14 protein-coding genes are annotated in these 17,026 nt (G+C 61.2%); all 14 read right to left on the reverse strand.

Annotation, left to right across the window (positions count from 1 at the left end):
* Positions 1 to 3: 3 nt before the first annotated feature.
* Positions 4 to 993: an NADH-quinone oxidoreductase subunit NuoH gene (gene nuoH / locus BBI10_RS13710; protein ID WP_037008811.1), complete on the reverse strand. Its 990-nt coding sequence runs from the start codon at positions 991 to 993 to the stop codon at positions 4 to 6.
* Positions 990 to 3,701, reverse strand: coding sequence for an NADH-quinone oxidoreductase subunit NuoG (nuoG, locus tag BBI10_RS13715; RefSeq protein ID WP_065989120.1), 2,712 nt, complete (start codon positions 3,699 to 3,701; stop codon positions 990 to 992). Before nuoG ends, nuoH begins: the two co-directional genes overlap by 4 nt.
* A gap of 133 nt (positions 3,702 to 3,834) precedes the next feature.
* Positions 3,835 to 5,193 carry an NADH-quinone oxidoreductase subunit NuoF gene (gene nuoF / locus BBI10_RS13720; RefSeq protein ID WP_065989122.1) on the reverse strand — a complete coding sequence of 453 codons (1,359 nt, stop codon included), beginning with the start codon at positions 5,191 to 5,193 and terminating at the stop codon, positions 3,835 to 3,837.
* The gene (nuoE, locus tag BBI10_RS13725; protein WP_065989124.1) at positions 5,190 to 5,687 is read right to left on the reverse strand and encodes an NADH-quinone oxidoreductase subunit NuoE; all 498 of its coding nucleotides are present in this window, start codon (positions 5,685 to 5,687) and stop codon (positions 5,190 to 5,192) included. Before nuoE ends, nuoF begins: the two co-directional genes overlap by 4 nt.
* Positions 5,688 to 5,689: 2 nt before the next feature.
* Positions 5,690 to 7,471, reverse strand: coding sequence for an NADH-quinone oxidoreductase subunit C/D (gene nuoC / locus BBI10_RS13730; protein ID WP_065989125.1), 1,782 nt, complete (start codon positions 7,469 to 7,471; stop codon positions 5,690 to 5,692).
* Positions 7,472 to 7,545: 74 nt separating this feature from the next.
* On the reverse strand, positions 7,546 to 8,220 hold the full coding sequence (locus BBI10_RS13735; RefSeq protein ID WP_065989126.1) for a NuoB/complex I 20 kDa subunit family protein: 675 nt from the start codon (positions 8,218 to 8,220) through the stop codon (positions 7,546 to 7,548).
* A gap of 10 nt (positions 8,221 to 8,230) precedes the next feature.
* Complete coding sequence (locus tag BBI10_RS13740; protein ID WP_037008823.1) at positions 8,231 to 8,644, reverse strand: NADH-quinone oxidoreductase subunit A; 414 nt, start codon at positions 8,642 to 8,644, stop codon at positions 8,231 to 8,233.
* Positions 8,645 to 9,156: 512 nt separating this feature from the next.
* On the reverse strand, positions 9,157 to 10,482 hold the full coding sequence (gene aceA / locus BBI10_RS13745; RefSeq protein WP_065989127.1) for an isocitrate lyase: 1,326 nt from the start codon (positions 10,480 to 10,482) through the stop codon (positions 9,157 to 9,159).
* A gap of 626 nt (positions 10,483 to 11,108) precedes the next feature.
* The gene (locus BBI10_RS13750; protein ID WP_065989135.1) at positions 11,109 to 11,897 is read right to left on the reverse strand and encodes a secretin N-terminal domain-containing protein; all 789 of its coding nucleotides are present in this window, start codon (positions 11,895 to 11,897) and stop codon (positions 11,109 to 11,111) included.
* A gap of 162 nt (positions 11,898 to 12,059) precedes the next feature.
* Positions 12,060 to 12,485, reverse strand: coding sequence for a GNAT family N-acetyltransferase (locus tag BBI10_RS13755; protein ID WP_065989671.1), 426 nt, complete (start codon positions 12,483 to 12,485; stop codon positions 12,060 to 12,062).
* On the reverse strand, positions 12,478 to 13,644 hold the full coding sequence (locus BBI10_RS13760; RefSeq protein ID WP_065989137.1) for a cupin domain-containing protein: 1,167 nt from the start codon (positions 13,642 to 13,644) through the stop codon (positions 12,478 to 12,480). The genes BBI10_RS13755 and BBI10_RS13760 overlap by 8 nt, the downstream gene beginning before the upstream one ends.
* Before the next feature lie 84 nt (positions 13,645 to 13,728).
* Entirely contained in the window at positions 13,729 to 15,099 is a 1,371-nt protein-coding gene (gene purB / locus BBI10_RS13765; RefSeq protein ID WP_065989138.1) for an adenylosuccinate lyase, read from the reverse strand.
* 132 nt (positions 15,100 to 15,231) lie between these two features.
* Positions 15,232 to 15,852 carry a high frequency lysogenization protein HflD gene (gene hflD / locus BBI10_RS13770; RefSeq protein WP_065989140.1) on the reverse strand — a complete coding sequence of 207 codons (621 nt, stop codon included), beginning with the start codon at positions 15,850 to 15,852 and terminating at the stop codon, positions 15,232 to 15,234.
* Positions 15,852 to 16,982: a tRNA 2-thiouridine(34) synthase MnmA gene (gene mnmA / locus BBI10_RS13775; protein WP_065989142.1), complete on the reverse strand. Its 1,131-nt coding sequence runs from the start codon at positions 16,980 to 16,982 to the stop codon at positions 15,852 to 15,854. The genes hflD and mnmA overlap by 1 nt, the downstream gene beginning before the upstream one ends.
* Between the last annotated feature and the right edge of the window lie 44 nt (positions 16,983 to 17,026).

Raw genomic sequence — 17,026 nt, forward strand, 5'->3', positions numbered from 1 at the left:
TCCTCACTGAGCCGCCAGGACGACCGCAGCGGTCACCAGCAAATTGATCAGGGTCAGTGGCAAGCAGAACTTCCAGCTGAAATCCATCACCTGGTCATAACGCGGACGAGGGATCGAAGCACGCAACAGGATGAACAGCATGATGAAGAACGCGGTTTTCAGGGCAAACCACATGAACGACAGTTGCGGCAGGATATCGAACGGGCCGTGCCAGCCACCGAAGAACAAGGTCACCAGCAGCGCCGAGATCAGGATGATGCCGATGTACTCACCGACGAAGAACATGCCCCATTTCATGCCGGCGTATTCAATGTGGTAACCGTCGGCCAGTTCCTGTTCCGCTTCCGGCTGGTCGAACGGGTGACGGTGAGTCACGGCGACGCCAGCGATGAAGAAGGTACAGAAGCCAAAGAACTGCGGAATGATGAACCACAGGTGATCGGCCTGGTACTTGACGATGTCGCCCATGTTGAACGAACCGACCTGCACCACGATGCCCATCAGCGACAGGCCGAGGAACACTTCATAGGACACGGTCTGCGCCGAGGCGCGCAAGCTGCCCAGGAGGGCGTACTTGTTGTTCGATGACCAGCCGGCGAACAGCACCGCATAGACCGAGAGACCGGCCATGGCGAAGAAGAACAGCAGGCCGATGTTCAGGTCGGCGACCACCCAGGTCTGGGTCACCGGGATAACCGAGAACGCGATCAACAGCGCGCTCATGGCCACCACCGGCGCCAGGGTGAAGATCACCCGGTCGACGAAGGGCGGGTTCCAGTCCTCTTTAAAGAACATCTTCAGCATGTCGGCAGCAATCTGGAACATGCCGAACGGCCCGACGCGGTTCGGCCCGTAACGGTCCTGCCACCAGCCCAGCAGACGGCGTTCGACGAAGCTGAGCAGCGCGCCGCAGACCACCACGGCGAGCAGCACCACGATGGCCTTGACGACAGCGATGATCGAGTCGATCACTTCAGGGGTGAACCAGGTCATTGAGCGGCCTCCTGCACTGCATCAACGGTTTTGCCGAACAGCGCCGGAGGAATACCGGCCAGACCGGACGGCAGCGCCACCAGGCCTGCGCCCAGTTCTTCGCTGATGCGCAGCGGCAGACGCAGTGTCTGCCCGGCAACGCTCAGGCTGAGCAAGGCGCCTTCGTTGACACCCAGACGGTCCGCTTCTGACTTGGCCAGCGCCACATAGGCCTGGGGGATGCGCTCTTGAACCGGTGCGGCTTTGGAGGAGGTCTCCTCGCTGCCGAACAGGTGGTAGAACGGCACGACCTGCCAGGTACCTTGTGCAGGGGAGAAGGCCCGCGGCACGTTGGCGAACCAGCCCAGCTTGTCGCCGCTGCTTTCGATCAGGCGGACGCCCGGATCGCCGGCACGCAGGTGACCGCCGACTTCGTCCTGGAACTTGTTCCACGCCTGTGGCGAGTTCCAGCCCGGCGACCAGGCAAACGGCACCTGGGAACGCGGTTCGGCAGAGCCCGAATAACCTTCCATCGAGAAGGCGAACGCGGTGTCGATGTCCTGCGGCATACGGGGTTCGTGCACGCTGATGTTGGCGCGCATGGCGGTCCGGCCGCTGTAACGCAGCGGTTCGCGTGCCAGCTTCAGGCCCTTGATGCGGAACGCGGCAGACGGCGCGGCACCGACGATGCCCGCCAGTTGCGGATTGCTCGCGGCGCAGGCAGCGGTGACGTTGTCGAGCTGGGTCCAGTCAACCGGCTGATTCAACAGGGTGGCGCGCAGGGCATGCAGCCAGCGCCAGCCTTCGTGAACCAGAATGCTCGCGTCCAGATACGTCGGATCAAAGACCTGGAAGAAGCGCTGGGCGCGGCCTTCCTGGCTGACCAGCGTACCGTCGCCTTCGGCAAAGCTTGCGGCCGGCAGCACCAGGTGCGCGCGGTCGGTGGTCGCGGTCTTCTGATGATCGGCAACGATCACCACTTTCGCGGCCTTCAGTGCAGCCTCGACCGTCGCAGCGTCAACACGGGTGAACAGATCGTTTTCCAGCACGACGATGGCGTCGGCCTGGCCCGAAATCACGGCCTGCAGCGCAGCGTCGACCGAGTCGCCACCGAACAGGGTCAAGCCCATGCTGTTGGCTTCCGGCACGATCAGGCTCAGCGAACCCTGCTTGTCGCGCAGCTTCAAGGCCTTGGCGATGTTCGCCGCCGCTTCGATCAGCGCGTTCGAGCCCAGCGAGGCGCCGGACACGATCAGTGGGCGCTTGGCTTCAAGCAACGCAGCAGCAATGCGCTCGGCCAGTTCCAGCGCTTCGCTGTCCAGACCAACAACGGCCGGGGCGCTCGGGTCGATGGCGTGGGCCACGGCGAAACCGATGCGCGCCAGATCATCGGGCGCCGCGTGCACGCACTCCTCGGCGATGTCGTCGAGGCGGGTGTCGGTCAGGCTGGCGATGAACAGTGGGTTCAGCTCGTGCTGACCGATATTTTTGACCGCAGCGTCCAGCCACGGTTGGACTTTCATCGCAGCGGCCATGTCTTCGGCTTTGTTCTTCACCGACTGACGCAGGCCGAGGGCCATGCGCGCAGCGGTCTGGGTGACGTCTTCACCGAGAATGAACACGGCGTCGTGCTCTTCGACTTCACGCAGCGTCGGGATCGGCAGCGGGCTGTCTTTCAGCACCTGAGCGATCAGGCGCAGACGCTCCAGCTCACCGGCCTCGATGCCCGAGTAGAAGTGCTCGGCACCGACCAGCTCGCGCAGGGCGAAGTTGCTTTCCAGGCTGGCGCGCGGCGAACCGATGCCGACGATGTTGCGCCCGCGCAGCAGGTCAGCGGCCTTGTCCAGCGCAGCGTCCAGGCCCAGCTTGGTGCCTTCGGCCAGCGGCTGGCGTGGACGGTCCGTGCGGTTGACGTAGCCATAACCGAAACGGCCGCGGTCGCAGAGGAAATACTGGTTCACCGAACCGTTGTAGCGGTTCTCGATACGGCGGATTTCACCATAACGTTCGCCCGGGCTGATGTTGCAGCCACTTGAGCAGCCGTGGCAGATGCTCGGCGAGAACTGCATGTCCCATTTCCGGTTGTAGCGCTCGGAGTGGGTCTTGTCGGTGAACACACCGGTCGGGCAGACCTCGGTGAGGTTGCCTGAGAACTCGCTTTCCAGGGTGCCGTCTTCAACGCGACCGAAGTACACGTTGTCATGGGCGCCGAACACGCCGAGGTCAGTACCGCCGGCGTAGTCCTTATAGAAGCGCACGCAGCGATAGCAGGCGATGCAGCGGTTCATCTCGTGTGCGATGAACGGCCCCAGTTCCTGATTCTGGTGGGTGCGTTTGGTGAAGCGATAGCGGCGCTCGTTGTGGCCGGTCATCACCGTCATGTCCTGCAAATGACAGTGACCGCCTTCCTCGCAGACCGGGCAGTCGTGCGGGTGGTTTGTCATCAGCCATTCGACGACGCTGGCGCGAAACGCCTTGGATTCGTCGTCTTCGATGGAGATCCAGGTGTTGTCAGTGGCGGGCGTCATGCAGGACATGACGATACGACCACGGGTGTCGTTCTCGTCGGTGTACTGCTTGACCGCGCACTGGCGACAGGCGCCAACACTGCCAAGTGCCGGATGCCAGCAGAAATAAGGGATGTCGAGGCCCAGCGACAGACATGCCTGTAACAGGTTGTCTGCGCCATCGACTTCGAGCGCTTTGCCGTCTACGTGGATAGTGGCCATGGTTCAAAGTTCTTCGTTGGCCCGGTGTCAGCGGGCGTGGCTAATGGAATCTCGGTGCCATCCGACTCAAACAGCCTCGCGGCGTCGTCGGATGCAAGGAAGGCGGCCTTGAGAGCCGCCGACCGTTATCGTGTTATGCGCCGACCACGGTCGGACTGATGACCTGATTGAGGTCGCCCGCACGTGCCGGTGCGATGCCTGCCTCGAATTCCGGCCGGAAATACTTGATCGCGCTGCCCAGAGGTTCCACGGCGCCCGGTGCGTGGGCGCAGAAGGTTTTGCCTGGGCCGAGGAAGTTGACCAACCCCAGCAGCGTCTCGATATCGCCCGGTTGACCCTGGCCATTCTCGAGGGCGCGCAGCATTTTCACGCTCCACGGCAAGCCATCGCGGCACGGCGTGCAGAAACCGCACGACTCCTGGGCGAAGAACTCTTCCATGTTGCGCAGCAGCGAAACCATGTTGACCTTGTCGTCCACCGCCATCGCCAGACCGGTACCCATCCGGGTGCCGACCTTGGCCACGCCGCCGGCGTAGAACTGGCAATCGAGGTGTTCCGGCAACAGGAAACCGGTACCGGCGCCGCCGGGCTGCCAGCACTTGAGCTTGAAGCCGTCGCGCATGCCACCGGCGTAGTCTTCGAACAGCTCGCGAGCGGGGAGGCCGAACGGCAGTTCCCACAGGCCAGGGTTCTTCACCTTGCCGGAGAAGCCCATCAGCTTGGTGCCGTGGTCTTCGCTGCCTTCGCGGGCGAGGGACTTGTACCAGTCGTTACCGTTGTTAACGATGGCCGGGACGTTGCACAGGGTTTCGACGTTGTTCACGCAAGTCGGCTTGCCCCATACGCCCACCGCAGCGGGGAAAGGCGGCTTGGAGCGCGGATTGGCGCGACGGCCTTCGAGGGAGTTGATCAGCGCGGTTTCTTCACCGCAGATGTAACGCCCTGCACCGGTGTGCACGATCAGCTCGAAATCAAAACCGCTCCCGAGGATGTTCTTGCCCAGCAGGCCGGCGGCTTCGGCTTCTTTCACCGCGCGGCGCAGGTGCACCGCCGCAGTGGTGTATTCGCCGCGCAGGAAGATGTAACCGCGGTAGGCCTTCAGCGCGCGCGCACTGATCAGCATGCCCTCGATCAGCAGATGGGGCTGTTGCTCCATCAGCATGCGGTCTTTCCAGGTGTTCGGCTCCATCTCATCGGCGTTACACAGCAGGTAACGGATGTTCATGGATTCGTCTTTGGGCATCAGCCCCCACTTCACGCCCGTGGGAAAACCTGCACCGCCGCGGCCTTTAAGGCCGGAGTCTTTGACAGCCTGGACGATTTCGTCCGGCGACAGCGTCGCAAACGCTTTGCGCGCCGCGGCGTAGCCGTCTTTCTTCTGGTATTCATCGAGCCATACCGGCTCGCCGTCATCGCGCAGACGCCAGGTCAGCGGATGGGTTTCCGGGGCGCGAGTGATGAGGTTGGCGGGGCCGAAGGAAGTGATGGTCATACGTAACCCTCCAGCAGCGGGGCGACGCCCGCGGGCTGCAGATTGCCGAAAGTATCGTCGTCGATCATCACCGCCGGCGCCTTGTCACAGTTGCCCAGGCAGCAGGCCGGCAACAGCGTGAAGCGGCCGTCGGCGGTGGTCTGACCCAGGCCGATGCCCAGCTTGCTCTGAATCTCGCTGACGATGTCTTCGTGACCGGCGATGAAACAGACCATGCTGTTGCAGACGCGAATGATGTGGCGGCCCACCGGCTGACGGAAGATCTGGCTATAAAATGTCGCCACGCCTTCAACGTCGCTGGCAGGGATGCCCAGCACTTCACCGATGGCGTAGATGGCGCCGTCCGGCACCCAGCCGCGTTCTTTCTGGACGATTTTCAGGGCTTCGATGGACGCCGCACGCGGGTCCTCGTAGTGATGCATTTCGTGCTCGATGGCCGAGCGCTCGGATTCGCTCAGGGCGAAACGGTCTGTCTGGATAAGCGTGCTGTTCATGCTTAGCGGTCCACGTCGGCCATAACGAAATCGATACTACCCAGGTACGCGATCAAGTCCGCGACCATGCTGCCTTTGATCACCGAAGGGATCTGCTGCAGGTGCGGGTAGCTTGGGGTGCGAATCCGGGTACGGTAGCTCATGGTGCCGCCGTCGCTCGTCAGGTAATAACTGTTGATGCCCTTGGTCGCCTCGATCATCTGGAAGGATTCGTTGGCCGGCATGACCGGGCCCCACGAAACCTGCAGGAAGTGCGTGATCAGGGTTTCGATGTGCTGCAGGGTGCGTTCTTTCGGCGGCGGCGTGGTCAGCGGGTGATCCGCCTTGTACGGCCCGGCCGGCATGTTGCGCATGCACTGCTCGATGATCTTCAGGCTCTGGCGCATCTCTTCGACACGCACGATGCAGCGATCGTAGGCGTCGCCATCGTGGGCCAGGGGCACTTCGAACTCGAAGTTCTCGTAACCCGAATACGGACGCGCCTTGCGCAGGTCGAAGTCCAGACCGGTCGCCCGCAGGCTAGGCCCGGTGACGCCCCATTCCAGCGCTTCCTTGGTGTTGTACGCGGCAACGCCGACGGTACGACCTTTGAGGATGCTGTTTTGCAGGGCCGCTTTGGTGTACTCGTCCAGACGCTTGGGCATCCAGTCGATGAAGTCCTTGACCAGTTTCTCCCAGCCGCGGGGCAGGTCGTGGGCAACGCCGCCGATACGGAACCAGGCCGGGTGCAGGCGGAAACCGGTGACGGCTTCGATCACGGTGTAGGCGCGCTGACGGTCAGTGAACGTGAAGAACACCGGGGTCATGGCGCCGACGTCCTGGATGTAGGTCCCCAGGAACAGCAGGTGGCTGGTGATGCGGAAGAACTCGGACATCATGATGCGGATGACGTTGACCCGATCCGGCACGGTGATGCCGGCCAGTTTCTCGACCGAGAGCACGTACGGCAGGTTGTTCATCACGCCGCCGAGGTAATCGATGCGGTCGGTGTACGGAATGTAGCTGTGCCAGGACTGGCGCTCGGCCATCTTCTCGGCGCCACGGTGGTGGTAACCGATGTCCGGCACGCAGTCGACAATCTCTTCGCCGTCCAGCTGCAGGATGATGCGGAATGCACCGTGGGCCGAAGGGTGGTTCGGGCCCAGGTTGAGGAACATGTAGTCCTCGTTGGTGCCGGAACGCTTCATGCCCCAGTCTTCCGGACGGAACCGCGCGGCTTCCTCTTCCAGTTGTTGCTTGGCGAGGGTCAGGCTGTAAGGGTCGAATTCGGTGGCACGGGCCGGGAAATCCTTGCGCAGCGGGTGACCTTCCCAAGTCGGCGGCATCATGATGCGGGTCAGGTGCGGGTGGCCCGGGAAGTCGATCCCGAACATGTCCCACACTTCACGCTCGTACCAGTTGGCGTTTGGCCAGATGCCGGTCACGGTCGGCATGCTCAGGTCGGTTTCGGAAAGCGCAACCTTGATCATCACGTCACTGTTACGTTCTATCGACATCAGGTGATAGAACACGGTGAAGTCGGCGTCCGGCAGGCCACGGCGCTTGGTGCGCAGGCGTTCATCGACGCCGTGCAGGTCGTACAGCATCACGTACGGCTTGGGCATCTGACGCAGGAAGGTCAGGATTTCAATCAGCCGCGCACGTTGCACCCACAGCACGGGCATGCCGGTGACGGTGGACTGGGCGCTGAAGGCTTCAGCGCCAAAACGGTTATGGAGTTCAACGACGACCTCTTGGTCGTCAGCCTTGTGAGGCGGGATGTACAGAGCGGTGTCTGCAGTCATAGGTCTCGATCGCTATCGGTCAACGTACAGAATGAACCCAGGTTCAGGCTTCTTTTTGTAAAAGAAAAACTGGATCAGACTTCGTCGGGGCTGCGCAGGTTGGTCACCGCAATACGCTGTTCGCGGCGCTGTTCCTTCTGCGACGGCATCTCGGCGCGATAAACGCCCTGGTCACCGACGACCCAGGAAAGAGGACGACGCTCCTGTCCAATGGATTCCTGCAACAGCATCAAGCCTTGCAGAAATGCCTCTGGGCGGGGCGGGCAGCCGGGCACGTAAACATCCACGGGGAGGAATTTATCCACGCCCTGAACCACGGAGTAGATGTCGTACATGCCACCGGAGTTGGCACAGGCGCCCATGGAGATCACCCACTTGGGCTCCAGCATCTGCTCGTAGAGGCGCTGGATGATCGGGGCCATCTTCAGAAACGGTGTACCGGCGATCACCATGAAATCCGCCTGACGCGGCGATGCCCGGATGACTTCGGCGCCGAAGCGCGCGATGTCGTGGGGGGCAGTGAAGGCGGTGGTCATTTCCACATAGCAGCACGACAGACCGAAGTTGTACGGCCAAAGGGAGTTCTTGCGACCCCAGTTGACGGCACCATTCAGTACGTCTTCGAGCTTGCCCATGTAGATGTTTTTGTGGACTTGATCTTCTAACGGATCGGAAACGACTTCGCGTTCGCCGATGGGGTACTGCTCGTTAGGAGCATCCGGGTCGATCCTGGTGAGATTATATTGCATTGCCAAAGCCTCATTGTTTTAGCTTCGCCTGCCGGTTACGACGACCAACGGGAGCCCAATCGAGCGCCCCTACCCGCCATAGGTAGACAAGACCTGCCAACAGAATTGCTATGAAAACGAGCGCTTCGGCGAAGCCGGTCCAGCCGCTTTCGCGGACGGACACAGACCAGGCGTAAAGAAAGAGGGCTTCAATGTCGAAAATCACGAACAGCATCGCGACCAGATAGAATTTTGCCGAGAGCCGCAGACGGGCGCCGCCGGTGGGCAGCATGCCGGATTCGAACGGTTCGTTTTTGCTGCGGCCCCAGGCTTTGGAACCCAACAGGCTGGAGAGGCCGAGCATGAAGGCGCAGAGGCCGACGACACCAAGGAGAAACACGGCGAAGCCCCAATTGTGGGCAATCAATCCTGTCGAGTCGGGCATGCTGGCAGTCCTTAACAGAGAGCAAAAGTCTCTGGGCTTGAAAGAAGTAGAAGCAGTGACGATATGTCGCAGTGCGATCAATCCCGGGATTTTATGTGCAAAAGGAGGGCAAGTAAATTTTCTGCATCAAATTTATTCGCAGGATTAATGAGATAGGTCACGGTTTTCATGCTTAGCCCCAGCAGGGGCGGGCGTCGAAGGCGCTTTGGAGAAATATGTATCGTAGGCCGAGCCGGCAATTAGCCACGACTTAAATGATAATAAATATCATTTGGACAGGATGATTATCATGTGTCACTGCGACGTGACGAAGTTCCCGTTAATTATCGCGGGGAAGTTATCCGGTTATTGATGGCCTGATTAATTAACTTTTATCGGCTGATGAGAGTTGTCTATCGTTAATAGTTGACTGTTAACGTAGGTTAATTCCGGGCAGTCAGCAGAAAGCCGCCCGAAGGCGGCTCCTGTATTCTGCGCCGGCTTTCGCCGGGAAGAGGGCGGTTCGAAAAGCGTCAGTGGAACTGTTCTTCTTCCGTCGAGCCAGTCAGTGCCGTCACCGAAGACTTGCCGCCCTGAATGACCGTGGTCATGTCATCAAAGTACCCGGTGCCCACTTCCTGCTGGTGCGCCACGAACGTGTAGCCCTTGGCGGCGTCGGCGAACTCCTGTTCTTGCAGCTTCACGTAGGCAGTCATGTCGTTGCGGGCGTAGTCATGGGCCAGGTTGAACATGCTGTGCCACATGTTGTGGATGCCGGCCAGGGTGATGAACTGATGCTTGTAGCCCATTGCTGACAGCTCGCGCTGAAATTTCGCGATGGTCGCGTCGTCCAGGTTCTTCTTCCAGTTGAAGGAAGGCGAGCAGTTGTACGACAGCAGCTGATCCGGGTATTCCTTCTTGATCGCTTCGGCGAAGCGACGGGCCTCGTCCAGATCCGGCTTGGCGGTTTCACACCAGATGAGGTCGGCATACGGCGCGTACGCCAAGCCGCGGGCAATGGCCTGGTCCAGGCCGGCACGTACTTTGTAGAAGCCTTCCGGCGTGCGGGTGCCGGTGACGAACGGCTGGTCGTACGGATCGCAGTCCGACGTCAGCAGGTCCGCCGCGTTGGCGTCGGTGCGCGCCAGAATGATGGTCGGCACGCCGGCAACGTCAGCCGCCAGACGTGCGGCCACCAGTTTCTGTACCGCCTCCTGGGTGGGGACCAGAACCTTGCCGCCCATGTGGCCGCATTTTTTCACGGACGCCAGTTGGTCTTCGAAGTGCACGCCGGCAGCGCCTGCCTCGATCATGCTCTTCATCAGCTCGTAGGCATTGAGCACGCCGCCGAAACCGGCTTCGGCGTCGGCCACGATCGGCGCGAAGTAATCGATATAGCCTTCGTCGCCCGGGTTCTTGCCGGCTTTCCACTGGATCTGGTCCGCGCGGCGAAACGAGTTATTGATGCGCTTGACCACGGTCGGCACCGAATCCACCGGGTACAGCGACTGATCGGGGTACATCGATTCGGCGGAGTTGTTGTCCGCCGCGACTTGCCAGCCAGACAGGTAGATCGCCTGGATACCGGCTTTGACTTGTTGCACGGCCTGACCGCCAGTGAGAGCGCCCATGCAGTTGACGAAATCCTTGTCGGGACGAAAGGACGGCTTGGCGCCCTGGGTCACCAGGTTCCACAGCTTTTCAGCGCCCAGCTTTGCAAACGTGTGTTCAGGCTGAACCGAGCCACGCAGGCGGACGACGTCAGCAGCGGAGTAGGTGCGGGTGACGCCTTTCCAGCGTGGATTCTCCGCCCAGTCTTTCTCGATGGCTGCAATGTGTTGTTCGCGTGTCAGTGCCATGGGGTAAACCTCGTTGCTTGATGTTGTGGGTCTTGAGGTGAAGCGCCTTGCTTCGCCGCCGCCGGTCTTTCTTCAAGGCGCGCGGATGGCTGCTCGCTGATCCGGGGAGCATTGTTTTAGTCAGATTTATTCGCCATCGAGATGATGAGGCGATGAAACAGCCTTGTGGGCGTAAATGACGCTAATCGGCGCGAACGTGTTGAGTTCGAGCGCGATCAGGGAGAGTTCTGCACGACCCCTGATCAGCGGGAGCGAGGCCATCATGCCTCGGCAATTTTGCCTCGTCAAACACTTTGTAGTGCTTTTCTGACTGCACTACATCTTTCGTCTAATGGGACTTGTCGGTCAGTTTCAGGCGTGCGGGTGCTGGGAAGGGGAAGTCACCGTGGACACTGGGTGGTCACGGGTTTGCGGCGTTATGTAGTCCCGGATCGGGCACTACATAATTAGCGGTTTAACCGAAGCGGCACAGATGGACATGGTCCGTGTGGGAGCGACCGGGGTGGCGCTCCACCTTGCTCGCGAAGAGGCCAGTACATCCGCTGAATCTTCATTGGCTGAGATAGAGCCTTCGTGAGCAAGCTCACTCCCACAAGGTGTGCGCAGTAACTCGCGGTCACATCATGTCAATCCAGGCTATCGACCTTCACGCGCAGTTGCATGTCGTTGCTGCCCTGAGTCGAGTAGCGCCGGGCCACGCCGTGCTCGTCGGCGCGGGACTGACCGCTGGCGCCGGCCAGCGTGATCCACTCGCCCAGCCGACCACTGACTTGCGTGTCGGTGCTCTGCACCTTGATCGCGTCAGCCTGTTGCTGGCTCATGCGGTCGTTGTTGGTGCTGATGCTCAGATGGACGATATCGCCGGTGACCGTCGCCGTGACATAGAAGCCCTGGGTCACGTTGCGGTATTGAGTATTGGTCTGCGGGTAGCCATAGCCATCGGACTGCACCGAGGTGATCGGTATGCTCTGGCCCATCTGGATCAGAGCCGGCGTCCCTTCGCTGGCCTGAACCTGCTGCACGCCGCCGTCGCGGCTCGCGGTGCCGTAATTCTGGATGCGCGTCCGGCCGTCGGCGCTGAGGCGTCCGTCCTGCGAACGCACGGTGCCGTTGACCGAGTAGCCCTGGTCGCTCTGGACCGTGCTGTCACTGGTGTCGACGCTGATCATCAGACGCTTGGGCGCAGTGTCGAGCTGGCCGAGGAGGTCGCGCAGTTCGCTGATCTTGTCCGGCTCGGCGTTGACGATCAGTTTGTTGCCGTAGGCATTGACGCTGCCTTCGTTGCCCAGGAACGACTTCACAGTGGGTAGCAAATCGTCGCTGGTGCGGTAATTCAGGGGGATGACTTCAGTGGCGGCCGCGGCCGTGAAGCTGCAAGCCAACAGCAGTGAAGCGAGCAGGGTGCGTAATGACATCGGTGTGGTCTCCGCGAGGGGCGCGTCTGAACGACGAGTTTGCCAGTTTGTCGGCCTGGGCAGCACCAAGTTGAATCGCAGACAGCAAAACGCCCCGGTGCTTTTGTTTCAGCTTAGGCAGCTGAAGCGCGAACGTCGGGGCGCAAATGTCGCCAGGTGCAGTCAGTGCGAGTTGCGCACCATGTCCACGTGGGGCAGGCCGGCTTCAAGAAACTCGTCGCTCACCACGGTAAAGCCAAAGCGCTCATACAGCGCCGTGGCATGAACCTGTGCGCTGAGCCGCGTCTGTTTCAGGTCGCGGCGCTCTGCTTCGGCGAGGATCGCGGTGATCAACGCCTCACCCACGTTCAGGCCGCGCCAGTCCTTGAGCACGGACAATCGGCCGAATTCACCATCGGGCAGCAAGCGCGCGGTGCCCACGGCGTAATCCCCTTCAAGCGCCAGAAAGTGCAGGGCGCCTGCATCTTCCGAGTCCCATTCCAGTTCGGGCGGAACCGACTGTTCAAACACGAACACGGCGTCACGAATTCGCCGAATGTCGGCGTTGTCTTTCTGCCAGTCGGCTACCCGTACGTGGATCTTATTCATCAGCAAACCCCAGACTTCCTTGTTTGACCAGCTCACAGAGCAGGTTACGTCCATCATCATCTGCCAGCCATTGGCCCAGATTGTCGATGTGCAGCGCATCGGCCGCGCAGATCATTTTCAGCAGTTCACGCAGATGGCCCGGCAACAGACGGCTCTGACCGCTGGCGAACAGCAGCAGGTCGTCTTCGACTTCCGACCACGCCAGTCGCGCGCTCGGGTTGCGGATCAGCACGGCGCCCTGTTCCAGGCTGTCGAGTAACTCGCTCTCGGCCAGTTCCGGGCCGACCACCAGTTCAGGATAGCGCGGTTCGGTCATGAACTGGCCGAACCAGGTCAACAGCAGGCGCTCGTCACCCATGTGCTCGGCGAGCAAGCCCTTCAGGCGGTCAAGGGCGTCGTGTTGAATCTGGTGCGGATCGCTGACCGGTTGCGCGTCGGCGTCGGTGTAACGCTCTTCTTCAGGCATGAACTGGCTGAGGAAGTCCGTGAAGTGGGTCAGCACTTCGGCGGCGCTTGGCGCGCGGAACCCGACGGAGTAGGTCAGGCACTCATCCACCGCGACGCCGCAGTGGGCGAGGCGCGGCGGCAGGTAGAGCATGTCGCCCGGTTCCAGCGTCCACTCGTCGGTACCCTGGAAGTCGGCAAGGATGCGCAGGTCGGCGTGCTCGAGTAGCTTGCTTTCGGAGTCGCACATCTGGCCGATCTGCCAGTGACGCTTACCATGGCCCTGCAGCAGGAACACGTCGTAGTTGTCAAAATGCGGACCCACGCTGCCGCCCGGCGCGGCGTAGCTGATCATCACGTCATCGATGCGCCAGCTCGGCAGGAAGCGGAAGTTTTCCAACAATTCGCTGACTTCGGGAACGAACTGATCAACCGCCTGGACCAGCAGGGTCCACTCGCGCTCTGGCAAGGTGCTGAAGTCGTCCTCGGCGAACGGGCCGCGACGCAGCTCCCACGGGCGCTCGCCTTTCTCGAGGACCAGGCGCGATTCAACTTCTTCTTCCAGTGCCAGGCCGGCCAATTCGTCAGCGTCGATCGGGCTCTGGAAATCCGGAATGGCCTGACGGATCAGCAAAGGTTTCTTCTGCCAGTAGTCACGCAGGAACTCGCGCGCTGTGATGCCACCTAGGAGCTGAAGAGGGATGTCAGGATTCATGTGTAACCTATTGAAAAAACGGATTTTTACGACGGGAATAAAAACGCCCGGCTCAGCCGGGCGTTCAGAGCGGGTGCAGTGCGGTCAGATGCGCTTGGCTTGCGCCACGGCGTTGCCGATATAGTTCGCCGGCGTGAGCTTCTTCAGCTCGGCCTTGGCTTCTGCAGGCATGTCCAGGCCGTCGATGAAGGTCAGCAGCGCTTCAGGGCCGATGCCCTTGCCGCGCGTCAATTCCTTGAGCTTCTCGTACGGGTTTTCGATGTCGTAGCGACGCATGACCGTCTGGATCGGCTCGGCCAGGACTTCCCAGCAAGCGTCCAGATCGGCGGCGATCTTCTGCTCGTTGAGCTCCAGCTTGCCGATGCCTTTGAGGCTCGCTTCGTAGGCAATCACGCTGTGAGCAAAGCCCACGCCGAGGTTGCGCAGCACGGTGGAGTCGGTCAGGTCACGCTGCCAGCGGGAGATCGGCAACTTGCTGGCCAGATGCTGGAACAGCGCGTTGGCGATGCCGAGGTTGCCTTCGGAGTTTTCGAAGTCGATCGGGTTGACCTTGTGCGGCATGGTCGACGAACCGATTTCACCGGCGATGGTGCGCTGCTTGAAATAGCCCAGGGAGATGTAGCCCCAGATGTCGCGGTCGAAGTCGATCAGGATCGTGTTGTAGCGGGCGATCGCGTCGAACAGCTCGGCGATGTAGTCGTGGGGTTCGATCTGCGTGGTGTAGGGGTTGAAACCCAGACCCAGCTCGTCTTCGATGAAGGCGCGGGCGTTGGCTTCCCAGTCAATGTCCGGGTAGGCCGACAGGTGCGCGTTGTAGTTGCCGACGGCGCCGTTGATCTTGCCCAGCAGCGGCACGGCAGCGACTTGAGCGATCTGACGCTCCAGGCGGTAGACGACGTTCGCCAGTTCCTTGCCCAGGGTGGTCGGCGAGGCCGGCTGCCCGTGGGTGCGCGACAGCATCGGCACGGCGGCGAAACGGATCGCCAGCTCGCGGATGGACTCGGCGATCTGGCGCATCAGCGGCAGCAGCACGGTGTCACGGCCTTCGCGCAGCATCAGCGCGTGGGACAGGTTGTTGATGTCTTCGCTGGTGCAGGCGAAGTGGATGAACTCGCTGACCTTGGCCAGCTCCGGCAACTTGGCAGCCTGCTCCTTGAGCAGGTACTCGATGGCCTTGACGTCGTGATTGGTGGTGCGCTCGATCTCTTTGACACGCTCGGCGTGCTCGAGAGCGAAATCGTTGGCCATGGCATCGAGGATGGCGTTGGCTTCGGCGGAGAAGGCCGGGACTTCTGGGATTTGCGGGTGAGCCGCCAGGCGTTGCAGCCAGCGTACTTCCACCAGGGCGCGGAAACGGATCAGGCCGTATTCGCTGAAAATCGGGCGCAGGGCCTGGGTTTTGCCGGCGTAGCGGCCATCTACAGGGGAAACCGCAGTGAGCGAAGAAAGCTGCATAGGGTGTTCTCGGACTGTCGGGCAACGAAAAGGGGCGCGTATCATACATGAAAATTCCGGTCAGCCGAGGCTGGCTGACCGTTATGAGTCGCGCGATGTCGGGTCGGAAGCGAGCTGAAGGGCGTTGGCCCCTCAGCGGTGAAGCAATGGATACAGTTCTTTCAATAACTTGCGGCGGCTGATGACCAGTTGCCAGCGGTGACCGCCCACTTGTCGCCACAGTCGCGCGCAACGAATCCCGGCCAGCAAAAGCGCGCGGATTTTCGACGCATTGTTAGGTTGCTGCAGATTACGCATGTCGCCGTGGACCTGAATCCGCTGACGCAAGGTGCTCAGGGTGTCCTGATACAGCGCGCCGCTGGCGGCAATGACGTTCTCATGAGCGATACCGAAATGCTCAACCTGGGATTTGATCTGCGGCAGGCGCTTGCCGATGGTGTCGAGCATGTCGTCGCGCTTGGACAGTTGACGCTCCAGGCCCAGCATCGCCAGGGCATAACGCAATGGTTCCCGTTGCAACGTGGCCGGATCGCGTTCCAGGGCGCTGGCGAGGGCACGATAGCCCTCGTGCAGATTCAGGTCGTCGCCACCGAACACGTCCAGCGTGTCTTTCGGGTCCATGACCAGCAGGGTGCCCATCATACAGCCCACGGCGGCTTCACCGGCCTGACCGGTCTTGGCGATGCGATCGACCAGCACGGCGGCCTGAAAGACCCCCGCCAGGGCGACGAGTTGTTCCTGAATCGGGGTCATCAACGTGCGTCCCTGGTGTGCCACGGCTCGGCGATTTCGATGACGCCGCCGCCCAGGCAGACCTCGCCGTCGTAAAACACGACGGACTGGCCGGGCGTGACCGCGCGTTGCGGCTCGTCGAAGGTGGCGCGGTAACCGCTTTCAGTGCGTTCCAGGGTGCAGCGCTGGTCGCTTTGGCGGTACCGTACTTTGGCGGTCAGCTGGCGCGGACTGCTCAGGTCGATCGGGTTGACCCAGTAGATCTCAGAGGCGAGCAGGGCGCGGGAAAACAGCCACGGATGCTCGTTGCCCTGGCCGACGATCAGCTCGTTGTGCTCCAGGTCCTTGACCAGTACGTACCACGGCTCATCACCGGCATCTTTCAGCCCGCCGATGCCCAGGCCCTGGCGCTGGCCGATGGTGTGGTACATCAGGCCGGCGTGGCGACCGATGACTTCGCCTTCGGTGGTCTTGATTTCGCCGGGCTGCGCAGGCAGATATTGCTTGAGGAAGTCGGTGAAGCGACGCTCGCCGATGAAGCAAATGCCGGTCGAGTCCTTCTTCTTCGCGGTCGCCAGCTGGTATTTCTCGGCGATGGCGCGCACCTGGGGCTTCTCCAGTTCGCCGACCGGGAACAGCGTCTTGGCGATCTGCTCGCCGCCGACGGCATGCAGGAAGTAGCTCTGGTCCTTGTTCGGGTCCAGGCCCTTGAGCAGTTCGGTGCGGCCGTCGATGTCGCGGCGACGCACGTAGTGACCGGTCGCGATCAGGTCGGCGCCGAGCATGAAGGCGTAGTCGAGGAAGGCTTTGAACTTGATTTCGCGGTTGCACAGGATGTCCGGGTTCGGCGTGCGCCCGGCTTTGTATTCCTCGAGGAAGTGTTCGAAGACGTGGTCCCAGTACTCGGCCGCGAAGTTCACGGTGTGCAGTTTGATACCGATCTTGTCGCACACGGCCTGGGCGTCCGCGAGGTCGTCCATGGCGGTGCAGTATTCCGTTCCGTCGTCTTCTTCCCAGTTCTTCATGAACAGGCCTTCCACCTGGTACCCCTGCTCCATGAGCAGAAGGGCGGAGACCGAAGAATCCACGCCGCCGGACATGCCGACAATGACGCGCTTCTTTTCTGTATCGGAAAAGGCTGAATCAGACATAGGAATTCGATTGGGTAGCAGCAGGAAAGGGCGCGATTCTAACA

Source organism: Pseudomonas graminis, from assembly GCF_001705435.1.
In the GTDB taxonomy this organism is placed as follows: domain Bacteria; phylum Pseudomonadota; class Gammaproteobacteria; order Pseudomonadales; family Pseudomonadaceae; genus Aquipseudomonas; species Aquipseudomonas graminis_B.